This window comes from Microbacterium sp. E-13 (assembly GCF_049912955.1).
GTDB lineage: Bacteria > Actinomycetota > Actinomycetes > Actinomycetales > Microbacteriaceae > Microbacterium.
Genome location: NZ_CP183973.1, coordinates 1024621 through 1036500, shown reverse-complemented (window position 1 = coordinate 1036500; position 11880 = coordinate 1024621). Strand labels below are relative to the sequence as shown.

Below are 11880 nucleotides of genomic sequence, written 5' to 3'. Positions count from 1 at the left end.
CACGGGCTCGGAGCCCCGCCACCCGAACCACCTGCATCTGCGCGGATCTCCGACCACGCGGCGCCGGGTCAGCCCGCGAGCGAGCGCTCCGCGGCCTCGACGACGTTGGTCATGAGAAGGGCGACGGTCATCGGCCCCACGCCGCCCGGGTTGGGCGACAGAGAGCCGGCGACCTCGGCGACGTCGGGCGCGACATCCCCGTACACGCGGGACTTGCCGGTCGCGGGGTCGTCCTCCCGGGTCACGCCGACGTCGAGCACGGCCGCGCCCGGCTTCACATCCTCCGCGCGGACGATGTGCTTGACGCCCGCAGCGGCGACGATGACGTCCGCCTGACGCAGGTGATGCGCGAGGTCGGTGGTGCCGGTGTGGGTGAGGGTGACCGTGGCGTTGATCTCGCGTCGCGTGAGCAGCAGGCCGATCGAACGGCCGATGGTGACGCCGCGGCCCACCACGACGACATCCTTGCCCTTGAGGTCGTAGTCGTTGCGCAGCAGCAGCTCGATGACGCCCCGCGGCGTGCACGGCAGCGGCGTCGTGATCGGCGCGTTCACGTTGAGCACGAGCCGGCCGAGGTTCGTCGGGTGCAGGCCGTCCGCATCCTTCGCGGGGTCGATCCGCTCGAGGATCGCGTCGGTGTCGAGGTGCTTCGGCAGCGGCAGCTGCACGATGTACCCGTGGCACTCGGGATCGGCATTGAGCTCGTCGATCAGCGCCTCGACCTGCTCCTGCGTGGCGTCCGCGGGCAGTTCGCGCTGGATCGAGTTCATGCCGACGGCCTCGGACTCGCGGTGCTTCATGCCGACGTACAGCTGCGACGCCGGGTCGGCGCCGACGAGCACCGTCGCGATGCCGGGCGTCACGCCGCGCTCCTTGAGAGCGGCGACGCGCTCGCGCAGCTCCTCCTTGATGGCGGCGGCGGCGGCGCGCCCGTCCAGCTTCTGTGCGGTCATGGCGTCTGCCTCCGTCGATGTGGAGAATCCACGCGGAGGTTGAAACACCGCCGAAAGCGCGGTTTCTCAACCTCCGCATGGGTTCTCGGGTTGATGTGGGGGTGAGGCGGACGGATGCCGCGGGCCGCGGCATCCGCCATACCTATGTCGATAGTGATATCAGACAACGCCGCCTGCGTGGGGCGGCACTTCCACTCAGTGGCGGAAGCTGGGGTACAGCGGGAACGCGGCGGTGAGCGCTGCGACCCGCAGGCGCAGCGCCTCCACATCGGCGTTCGGCAGCAGGGCGAGGGCGATCACGTCGGCGACCTCGGTGAACTCGGCGTCGCCGAAGCCGCGCGTCGCGAGGGCGGGCGTGCCGATGCGCAGCCCCGACGTCACCATCGGCGGGCGCGGGTCGTTCGGCACCGCGTTGCGGTTCACGGTGATGTGGATCTCGTGCAGCAGGTCCTCGGCCTGCTTGCCGTCGATCGCGGCGTCGCGCAGGTCCACCAGCACCAGGTGCACGTCAGTGCCGCCCGAGCGCACCGAGATGCCGGCATCCTTCACGTCCTGCTGCGACAGCCGCTCGGCGATGATCTGGGCGCCACGCAGCACCCGCTCCTGGCGCTCCTTGAACTCCGGGGTCTTGGCGAGCTTGAACGCGGTCGCCTTCGCGGCGATCACGTGCATGAGCGGCCCGCCCTGCTGACCCGGGAAGACGGCCGTGTTGATCTTCTTGGCGATGTCGGCGTCGTTGGTGAGGATGAATCCCGATCGCGGGCCGCCGATCGTCTTGTGCACGGTCGACGAGACGACGTGCGCGTGCTCGACGGGGTTCGGGTGCAGGCCCGCGGCCACGAGCCCCGCGAAGTGCGCCATGTCGACCCACAGCAAGGCCCCCACCTCGTCGGCGATGGCGCGGAACTTCGCGAAGTCGAGCTGGCGCGGGTAGGCCGACCAGCCGGCGATGATGACCTTGGGCTGGTGCTCGATGGCGAGACGACGCACCTCGTCCATGTCGATCGTCGAGGTCTCGGGGTCGACGCCGTACGCGACGATGTTGTACAGGCGGCCCGAGAAGTTGATCTTCATGCCGTGCGTGAGGTGGCCGCCCTGGTCGAGCGACAGGCCGAGCAGGGTGTCGCCGGGACGCGCGATCGCGTGCAGCACCGCCGCGTTGGCGGTGGCGCCCGAGTGGGGCTGGACGTTCGCGAACTCGGCGCCGAACAGCGCCTTGGCGCGCTGGATCGCGAGCTCCTCGGCGACGTCGACCTCCTCGCAGCCGCCGTAGTAGCGGCGGCCCGGGTAGCCCTCGGCGTACTTGTTGGTGAGCACGGATCCCTGGGACTGCAGCACCGAGACCGGCACGAAGTTCTCGGAGGCGATCATCTCGAGGTAGCCGCGCTGGCGGTCGAGCTCGCGGTCGAGCACCTGGGCGATCTCGGGATCGACTTCGGCGAGAGTGGCGTTGAAGAACTGATCGGTCATGCGATCTCCTGACTCACGGCTTGCAGATAGGGGTGTCCCACATCGGCCCAGGCGTGCGGTCGAATGCCGTAGTCGGTCGCTCCCCGGTGGTGGCCCACCTCAACGCCAGTCGCGACATCCCGAGCATAACGGAAGCCGAACCGCTAGGCTGAGCCGGATCCCTTTTGTTAGGGCTCTTTACATGCTCTTGGTCCGGTCGCGCAGAATGGAGACACCGTGTCGCTCCCCGCCGTCGTCCCTCTGCCCGCCTCGATCGAGGCCGGCTCGGGTGCGCCCTTCCGGCTCTCGTCCGCGACGACGGTGGGCGGGAAGACGGATGCCGCAGCCGCCCTCGCCGCGATCGTCGAGGCCCGCACGGGGCTGAGGCTCGCCCCGTCGGCGGGCGCCGCGGCCGAGGTGCCGGCCACCGGCATCGAGCTTCTCGTGGACCCTTCGACGGGCTCGGGGCCCGGAGCCGGCTCAGCCGCCGAGTCGTACCGCATCACGGTGGGCGAAGCATCCGTCGTCGTCACCGGCGTCGACGCGGCCGGACTCTTCTACGGGGTGCAGACCCTCGGCCAGCTCATCGCCCGCGAGGGCGACGAGTGGATCGTTCCGGCGGTCACCATCGACGACGCCCCCCGGTTCGCCTATCGCGGCGTCATGCTCGACGTCGCCCGCCACTTCCACCCGGTCGAGACCGTGAAGGGGTACATCGACCGCGCCGCATCGCTCAAGTTCAACGCGCTCCACCTCCACCTCACCGACGACCAGGGCTGGCGCGTGCAGCTCGCGGGGCGCCCGGAACTCACCGAGCGCGCGTCCGACACGGCGGTCGGGGGCGACCCCGGCGGCTTCTACACGAAGGCGGAGTACCGCGCGATCGTGGAGTACGCGGCATCCCGTCACATGATCGTCGTGCCCGAGATCGACATGCCCGGCCACACCCACGCAGTCGGTCTCGCCTACCCTCACCTCGCCGAGGATCCGGTGGTCGACGACGGCATGCGTGAGACGATCCGCCTTCACGGCGGCGCCGAGCCGCGGGCGGGAGCGCCGTACGAGGGCATCGCCGTCGGCTTCTCGTCGCTGAAGACCGACGACGAAGCGGCCTACGATCTCGTGGCCGACGTCTTCGGCGAGCTCGCCGCGATGACCCCCGGGCCGTACCTGCACTTCGGCGGCGACGAGTCCCTGTCGACGAGCGACGAGGACTACGCGGTCTTCGTCACCCGGGTGAGCGAGATCATCGCCGACCTCGGCAAGACGCCGATCGCGTGGCACGAGGCCGGCGCCGCCCCCGATCTCGCCGACACGACCATCGGTCAGTACTGGGGCTTGAGCAGTCCGCAGGAGGGGGCGGCCGAGAAGGCCCGCGCGTTCGTCGGCAACGGGGCGCAGCTCATCCTCTCCCCCGCCGACGCCGTCTATCTCGACATGCAGTACCCGAGCGGGCCGGTGCTCGGCCTCACGTGGGCGGACGGCCCGACGAGCGTCGAGCGCGCCTACTCCTGGGACCCGGCCGACGTGATCCCGGGCGTCGACGACTCAGGCATCCTGGGCGTCGAGGCCCCGCTGTGGACGGAGACGATCCGCACGGCCGCCGACATCGACGTCATGGCGTTCCCCCGCGCGGCCGCGGCCGCCGAATCGGGCTGGTCGCCCGCGACCGGAACGAGCGGGTCGCGCACGTGGGCGTCCTTCCGCGAGCGGGTCGGCGCGCTCGGACCGCTGTGGACCAGCATGGGCATCGGCTTCCACCCCTCCGAAGAGATCCCCTGGGCCACCGAGTAGACCGGAGCACCGCATGCGCACCCTCGTCCATTCCGTCCGTCTGCTCGGCTCCGCGTCGATCGGCGGCGACCAGCGGGACGCCTGGGCACTCTTCGACGGCGACCGCGTCGGCGCGGTGGGCGTGGGCGGCGACCTCCCGTCCGCCGATGCGACCGTGGACGGAGCGGATGGATGCCTCGTCCCGGGCTTCATCGACATCCACGGGCACGGCGGGGCCCGTGCCGCCTTCGACGACGGGCCCGACGCCGTCGGCATCGCCCGCGCGCTGCACCGCTCGCACGGCACCACCCGGGCGGTCCTCTCGCTCATCACGGCGCCCGTCGATGCCCTGGCCGGCCGCGTGACGATGGTCGCCGACCTGTGCGAGTCCGATCCGAGCATCCTCGGTTCGCACTTGGAGGGGCCCTTCCTCGACCCGGGGCACAAGGGCGCGCACACTGAATCGCTGCTGCGGGCGCCGGACGCGGCATCCGTCGACCGCCTTCTCGAGGCGGGGCGCGGCACGATCCGTCAGGTGACCCTCGCGCCGGAGCTGCCGGGGTCGTTCGACGCGATCCGCCGCTTCGTCGACGCCGGCGTCGCTGTCGGCGTGGGCCACACCGACGCGGATGCCGACACCGCGCGCCGGGCCTTCGACGCCGGGGCGACACTGCTGACGCACGCCTTCAACGCGATGCCGGGCATCCACCACCGTGCGCCCGGGCCCGTCATCGCCGGACTCCGCGACCCGCGGGTGACGCTCGAGGTGATCGCCGACGGCGTGCACGTCGACCTCGAGCTCATCGCGACGCTGTTCGCCGTCGCCGGCGACCGGGTCGCGCTCATCACCGACGCGATGGCCGCGGCCGGCGCGGCCGACGGCCGTTACGAGCTGGGCGGCCTCGCGGTGCGGGTCACCGACGGCGTCGCACGCCTGGAGGAGGGCGGTGCGATCGCCGGATCGACCCTCACGCAAGACGCCGCCCTGCGGAACGTGGCGCGTGCCGGTGTGCCCCTGGCGACCGTGGTCCACGCTCTGAGCACCCAGCCGGCCCGCGCGATAGGGCGCGCCGACCTGGGGACGCTCGATGTGGGCGCGCTGGCCGATGCGGTGCTGCTCGACGACGCCCTGGCGGTGCAGCGGGTGTGGGTCGCCGGACGCGACGCCTGACCGCGGGCCGGGCACAGACGAAGGCGGGGCCGAAGGTCCCTCCCCCGAGATACCTTCGAACCCCGCCTTATCCGCAGCGCTGCCGCGGCTGGGCGACCACCTCGTCGTGCCCCACACGACGCGCGGCCGGCCACTCTGACGAAAGAGACGCCACGGGCCCGCAACTATTACGCGACTTCTCAGAAGTTTTTCCGGCCGCCGAGGCCTTCCGGCGACGCGTGCCCGTGGGGCGGCGGTCGCCCCGCCCGCCCGACACTGGTCAAACAGCCCACGGGCGACCACAATGGAACCGTTCGACGCGTCCCGCGTCGCACGCCCGGGTTCTTGCGCCCTCTCTGCGCGCCCCCGGAGCTGGGGGACACATGGATCACGACGAAGTGCGCGAGCAGGAGACGGACGTCACCGCCGACGCCGATCTGGTGCTTCGCTCCCGTTCGGGCGACGCCCGCGCGTTCGGCGAGCTGTGGCGCCGGCACTATCGCGCAGGGGTCACGGTCGCGCGCAACATGACCTCCAGCCTCGACGCCGACGATCTCGTGCAAGAGGCGTACACGCGCATCTATCAATCGATCGTCAACGGCGGCGGCCCCACGGGATCCTTTCGCGCGTACCTGTTCACCAGCATCCGCAACACGGCTGCGGCATGGGGTCGGGCGCGACGCGAGACGACGTACGAAGAGCTCGACGGCGTGGAGGATCCTTCCGCCGGCGAGCACCAGACCGAGGCGGCCCTCGACCGCAGCCTGACGCACCAGGCCTTCCGCAGCCTCCCCACCCGCTGGCAGGAGGTGCTCTGGTACTCCGAGATCGAGCGGATGAAGCCGGCCGAGATCGCCCCCCTCCTCGGGATGAAGGCCACTGCCGTCGCGCAGCTGACCTTCCGCGCGCGCGAAGGACTCCGTGAAGCGTGGATCCAGGCGCACCTGCGCTCGGTCGCCGACGGCTCGGACTGCCAGTGGACCATCGAGCACCTCGGAGCGTATTCGCGCACGAACCTGGGTCGCCGCGACCAGGCGAAGGTAGAACGACATCTCGCCGGGTGCGTCCGGTGCGCCATCGTCGCGAGCGAGGCCAAGGAGGTGTCCAGCCGGCTCGCGCTGATCCTGCTGCCGCTCGCTGTGGGCGCCGTGGGGACCTCGGGCTACCTGGCGACCGTCCAGGGCGGTGGGGCGACGCTCGTCGGGCTGGCCTCGATGCCGCCCGGTGTCGTGCACGGCGGCGCCACCGTGGGGCACGTGAGCATCGCCGGCGCCACGGGGACCACCGGGGCGGCAGGAGGAGCCGCGGCAGCGGGCACGACCGGCGCCACGGCGGGCAGCAGCTTCGGTGCCGCAGCGGTGGCGTCTTCCGCCGGCGCGGCAGGCGCAGCAGGCGCAGCCGGCGCGGCAGGCGCAGCCGGTGCGACGGGAGCCGTCGTCGCCGCCGCCTCCACTTCTGTGCTCGGGGGCATCAGTGCCGCCTCAGGACTGGCTGCCGCGAGCCTCGTCGTGGTCGGCGGCGTCATGGCGGCGGCCGTCGCGCTGACCCCGGCCGCTCCCGCCCCTGCGCCCGCACCCACGCCCGCTGTGGACTCGACCGGGATGGGCACGGGTGGCCTCCCCGGGATCGCGGACGACCCCGGCGACCTCTCCTTGCAGCTCCCCGACAGCCTCGGACCCGGCCCCGCGGACATCTCCCTCGTCCTGGACGCGGGAACGGGTGGCACCCTCGGCATCGCCGAGGGTGAGGGCGCGTCGGGCAGCGATTCCTCGACCGACCACGACGACCGCGCCGGAAACGACGCGGACGGCGGCGACACCGACGCCAACGGCGGCAACGGCAACGGCGCCCACCACGGCGGCGGCAACGGCGCCCACAACAGCGGCGGCGACGACGCCACCGGCACGCCGGCCGAAGGCGACGGCAAGGGGAACGGGGGTGACGGCGGCGCCGGCACCCCGACCGGAGGCACGGGCGCCGGCAACGGCGGCGACACCGGCAACGGCGGCAAGACCGGCAACGGCACGCCGACGAACGGAACCGGCAACGGGAACGGCGGCAACACCGGCAACGGCACGCCGACGAACGGAACCGGCAACGCGAACGGCGGCAACACCGGCAACGGCACGCCGACGAACGGAACCGGCAACGCGAACGGCGGCAACACCGGCGCGGGCAACGGCGCCGCGAACGGCAAGGGCAACGCCTACGGCGCCGGCAAGGGCAATCCGAACGTGCTCACGCCCATGGTCGTGATCGCCGACGGCGACGTCGCGTCCGGTGACGCCGACGCTCTGCCTGCCGGCGACGCGACGGGGCCGGACGGAAAGGGCGGGGCAGTCTCGAGGGACCAGGCCCGCGAGGCGGGAAACGGCAACACGAGCGCCGGGGGCTCCGGCGGTCACGTGGGGGGCAACGCCGGAAGCAACGCGGGCGGCAACGCCCACCACGATGCGGGAAGCAACGCCAACCGCAACGCCGGAGCCCACGCCGACGCCAACGCCTCCGAGACCCCGGGGGCGGACAACGTTGCTTCGGAGATCGCCGCCGTGACAGAGCCCGCCCCGGTGACGGCCGGGTCGGACACCGCAGCACCGGCGAGCGAGGAGGCCGTAGCCGTCACGGAGGCCGCGGTGACGGCCGGGTCGGACACCGCAGCACCGGCGGGCGAGGAGGCCGTCGCCGTCACGGAGGCCGCCCCGACTCCGGCGGCCGCCCCCACCACGCGGCGTGAGGCGCGCGAGCATCGGGAGGCGTCCGCCGCGGCGGCGGCCGCCGCGCCGGGCCCGGCAGCCGAGACGGCGGAAGGCGGCGAGGAAGCCCCCGCGGCAGAGGGCCACTGACCGCCGCCGTAGACTGGAGGCCATGTCCGACACGCCGAACGTCACGCCCTCCAAGCCCGCCGAACCGGCGCCCGGAACGCGTGCGCCGCTCTCGGCGGTCGACCTCGTCGCCTTCGTATGCGAGCTCTTCGCGTTCGGCACCCTCGCTCTGTGGGGCTTCACGATGTGGCCGTTCCCCTGGAACATCGTGGTCGGCATCGCGGCCCCCGTGTTCGCCGTCCTCGCGTGGGCGCTCTTCGTGTCACCGCGCGCGGTCTTCGCCGTGCACCCGTTCGTCCGCGCCATCGTCGAGCTCCTCGTCTACGTGTCGGCCACCATCGCGTGGTGGTCGATGGGCAACGCCTGGATCGGGCTCGCTTTCGGCCTCGTCGCGGTGACCGCCGGGGTCATCGCCGGGCGCCGCCGCCTGTCGTGACCTCCGGCACGGACCCGCTCGCCCCGTTGCAGGCGGCGCTCGGCGATCGTGTCGACACCTCGCCCGCCGCCCTGGCCGGGGCTCGCGCCGACAAGTCGGGCCACGCGTCATCCGGTCAGCCGATCGCGGTCGTCCACGCGCGCACCGTCGACGACGTGCAGCAGACCCTCCGGATCGCGAGCACGACCGGCACGCCGGTCGTCACGCGAGGGGCCGGAACCGGTCTGGCGGGCGGCGCCAACGCCGGCCGCGGCGAGATCGCGCTATCGCTACGAGCCATGGACCGCATCCTCGAGGTGCGACCCGAAGATCTCCTCGCCGTCGTCGAACCCGGGATCCTCAACGCCGACCTCAACGCGACACTGGCTCCCCACGGCCTCTGGTGGGCTCCCGACCCCGCGAGCCGTGCGATCTCGACGGTCGGCGGCAACATCGCCACCGGTGCGGGCGGCCTGCTGTGCGCGAAGTACGGCGTCGTTCGCGACGCCGTGCTCGGCGTCGACCTGGTGCTCGCCGACGGCCGGCTGCTGCACCTGGGCCACCGCACGGTGAAGGGCGTGACGGGTCTCGACCTCACCTCGCTCGTCGTGGGCTCCGAGGGCACGCTCGGGGTCGTCGTCGGGGCCACCCTCAAGCTCCGTCGCCTGGTGCCCGGCGAGGTCTGCACGATCGCCGCGACGTTTCCCGACGTTCGCACGGCGGCCGAGGCATCCGCCGCCGTCACCGCCTCCGGTGCGCAGCCCGCCATCATGGAGCTGATGGATGCTGCGTCCCTCGCGGCCGTCCACGCGATGCTGTCGCTCGAACCGCCCACGCCGGGCGCCGCCCAGCTCACCATCCAGACCGATGGGCCCGCCGCTCGCACCGAAGCGGATGCGATCGCCACCGTGTTGCGGGCGGCGGGCGGGAACGTCGCCCTCTCGCACGACCGCGAAGAGGGCGAGCGGCTGCTCACCATCCGGCGGTCGATGCACCCGGCCATGGAGACCCTCGGCACCGCCCTCATCGAAGACGTCTCGGTGCCGCGCAGCGCGCTCCCCGCGATGTTCGACGAGATCGCCCGTGTCGAGCGCGAGCACGGCGTCGTGATCCCGACGGTCGCGCACGCCGGCGACGGCAACCTGCACCCGAACTTCATCTTCGACGGGGAGCCCGACGAGTTCGGCGTCGTCGAGGCTCCGGATCACATCTGGGCCGCGGCCGACGACCTGTTCCGCGCCGCTCTGCGCCTCGGCGGCACGCTCACCGGCGAGCACGGCGTCGGCGTGCTCAAGCGTCGCTGGCTCGTGGACGAGCTCGGCGACGATCAGTGGCAGCTGCAGCGGCAGATCGCCCGCGTGTTCGACCCGCAGGGCATCCTCAACCCCGGCAAGGTCTTCGCGCCCTGAGGCGCCGCATCCGTCACCCCGTCGCCGACCTCCACCGGAACAGGAGATCTCGCGCACACAGGACCAACCGACCCGCGACGTCCTGCCTCCGCCAGATCTCCTGATCCCGTGCGACAGCACGCGAGCGGGGCGCGGTCAGATGCCCTGCCAGTCGGGCTTGTTGTTCCAGGCGTACCGGTAGTAGTCGACGCGCTGCAGCTTGGACGCCGCCGCTTCGTCGACGACGACGGTGGCCCGGGGGTGCAGCTGGATGGCAGAGCCGGGCAGCGACGCCGACAGCGGACCCTCGACGGCGCCCGCGATCGCGTCCGCCTTGCCGTCACCGAAAGCCAGCAGCACGAGGTGCCGCGCGCGGATGATGGTGCCGAGGCCCTGCGTGATGCAGTGCATGGGCACCTCGTCGACCGAGTCGAAGAAGCGCGCGTTGTCGCGGCGCGTCTGCTCGGTCAGCGTCTTCACGCGCGTGTGCGACGCGAACGACGAGCCCGGTTCGTTGAACCCGATGTGACCGTCGGTGCCGATGCCGAGGATCTGCAGGTCGATGCCGCCCGCTTCCCTGATCGCCTCCTCGTACTCCTCGCCGTGGTGCTCGATGCCCGCCGGCGTGCCGTCGGGGGTGCGGATGCGCGACGGGTCGAGCCCGAGCGGCTCGACGACCTCTCGCGTGATGACCGAGCGATAGCTCTCGGGGTGCTCGGGGTCGATGCCGACGTACTCGTCGAGCGCGAAGCCGCGCACGCGCGACACATCGACGCCCTCCAGCCGCGGGCGCAGCGCCTCGTACACGGGCAGGGGCGTGGATCCGGTCGCCAGACCGAGGACGGTCTCGGGGTTCGCGCGGATGAGGCCGGCGATGTGGTCGGCGACGAGCGCACCCGCCGCGGCCTTGTCTTCGACGATGACGATCTCAGCCATGGGACATCTCAACCATTGATCAGGGCCTCCTGGGTGTCGTGTGCGGCGTCGCCCTCCGCCCCGACGAGCGCAGCCCCGAGAGCAGCGGCCGGCGAACCCGGCGGCAGCAGCTCGATCCGCTCGGCGAGATGGAGGGACCGCATGAAGGGGGATGCCTCGGCGCTGGCAGAGAGCACGGCTGCGACGTCCGTCAGCAGTCGTTCGCCCAAAGCCGTCACACCCCCTCCGAGCACCACGATATCGACGTCGGCCGTCAGCACCAGTACCCGGACGGCGGCAGCCACCCCCTGGGCCAGGCCCGCGCGCAGCTGACGCGCCGAGGCGTCGCCCGCGTCCGCCGCGTCGAAGACATCGCGGACCGGCAAGGCCGAGCGCCGGGCCCAGCGCTCGGCGATGGCTCCCCCGCCGGCGAAGGCCTCGATGCAGCCGCGTTGCCCGCAGCGGCACCGAGGGCCGCTCGGGTCGACGGAGATGTGACCCACCTCGCCGGCCGTGCCACGTGCACCCCGCCACAGGACGCCGTCCGTGACGATGCCGGCCGCGATGCCGGTTCCGAGGTTGAGGTACGCCATGGAGTCCGGTGCCGCGACACCGGGCACGCGGTGGAGCGCGTGGGCTCCGAGGGCCGCCGCCTTGACGTCGTTCTCGACCCGCACCGGCACCCCGAGACGCGGAGTGACGACGTCGGCGAGATCGAGCGCCTCGACGCCGAGGTTCACGGCGTGCACGACGCGGCCGGTGCCCGGCTCGATCTGGCCGGGGATGCCGACGCCCACCGACCGCACGGCCGACAGGTCCACGCCCGCCTCCCTGCCGAGCGCACCCACGGCGTCCAGTACCGTCTGGGCCACGGCATCCGGCCCCCATCCCGTCGGGATGCGGATGCGACCCGCGATCGATCCGCCGTCGTCGACGGCGACCGCGTCGGTCTTCGTGCCGCCCACGTCGAGCCCGACCTTCATCGGCCGGCCTCCCCGCGGGAGGCGGCAGCATC

The 11880-nt window shown here is 72.4% G+C and carries 9 protein-coding genes and 1 riboswitch; of the genes, 5 read left to right on the top strand and 4 right to left on the bottom strand.

The features are described from left to right. Positions 1–68: 68 nt before the first annotated feature. Both ACN9MP_RS04645 and glyA read right to left on the bottom strand, forming a co-directional pair. Positions 69–953, bottom strand: a complete 885-nt coding sequence (locus ACN9MP_RS04645) for a bifunctional methylenetetrahydrofolate dehydrogenase/methenyltetrahydrofolate cyclohydrolase (protein ID WP_426324149.1) — start codon at positions 951–953, stop codon at positions 69–71. 195 nt (positions 954–1148) lie between these two features. Next, positions 1149–2423 (bottom strand): serine hydroxymethyltransferase, encoded by a 1275-nt coding sequence (gene glyA, locus ACN9MP_RS04640; RefSeq protein ID WP_426324148.1) that lies wholly within the window; start codon positions 2421–2423, stop codon positions 1149–1151. 38 nt (positions 2424–2461) lie between these two features. Beyond that, positions 2462–2546: riboswitch (ZMP/ZTP riboswitch) on the bottom strand. 93 nt (positions 2547–2639) lie between these two features. Here glyA and ACN9MP_RS04635 point away from each other — a divergent pair. The 5 genes from ACN9MP_RS04635 (at position 2640) to ACN9MP_RS04615 (ending at position 9971) form a co-directional block, all read left to right on the top strand. After that, on the top strand, positions 2640–4196 hold the full coding sequence (locus ACN9MP_RS04635) for a family 20 glycosylhydrolase (RefSeq protein ID WP_426324147.1): 1557 nt from the start codon (positions 2640–2642) through the stop codon (positions 4194–4196). Positions 4197–4209: 13 nt separating this feature from the next. Further along, the gene (gene nagA / locus ACN9MP_RS04630) at positions 4210–5346 is read left to right on the top strand and encodes an N-acetylglucosamine-6-phosphate deacetylase (RefSeq protein ID WP_426324146.1); all 1137 of its coding nucleotides are present in this window, start codon (positions 4210–4212) and stop codon (positions 5344–5346) included. Positions 5347–5708: 362 nt separating this feature from the next. After that, a complete protein-coding gene (locus tag ACN9MP_RS04625) occupies positions 5709–8168 on the top strand; it encodes a sigma-70 family RNA polymerase sigma factor (RefSeq protein ID WP_426324145.1) in 2460 nt (819 codons plus the stop codon). A 22-nt stretch (positions 8169–8190) separates the two neighbouring features. Further along, positions 8191–8583, top strand: coding sequence for a YrdB family protein (locus tag ACN9MP_RS04620; RefSeq protein ID WP_426324144.1), 393 nt, complete (start codon positions 8191–8193; stop codon positions 8581–8583). After that, on the top strand, positions 8580–9971 hold the full coding sequence (locus tag ACN9MP_RS04615; RefSeq protein ID WP_426324143.1) for an FAD-binding oxidoreductase: 1392 nt from the start codon (positions 8580–8582) through the stop codon (positions 9969–9971). Before ACN9MP_RS04620 ends, ACN9MP_RS04615 begins: the two co-directional genes overlap by 4 nt. A 135-nt stretch (positions 9972–10106) precedes the next feature. On the opposite strand, the gene ACN9MP_RS04610 is transcribed toward ACN9MP_RS04615, so the two are convergent. Both ACN9MP_RS04610 and ACN9MP_RS04605 read right to left on the bottom strand, forming a co-directional pair. Beyond that, positions 10107–10886: a glucosamine-6-phosphate deaminase gene (locus tag ACN9MP_RS04610; RefSeq protein ID WP_426324142.1), complete on the bottom strand. Its 780-nt coding sequence runs from the start codon at positions 10884–10886 to the stop codon at positions 10107–10109. Positions 10887–10894: 8 nt separating this feature from the next. Further along, entirely contained in the window at positions 10895–11848 is a 954-nt protein-coding gene (locus ACN9MP_RS04605) for an ROK family protein (RefSeq protein WP_426324141.1), read from the bottom strand. Between the last annotated feature and the right edge of the window lie 32 nt (positions 11849–11880).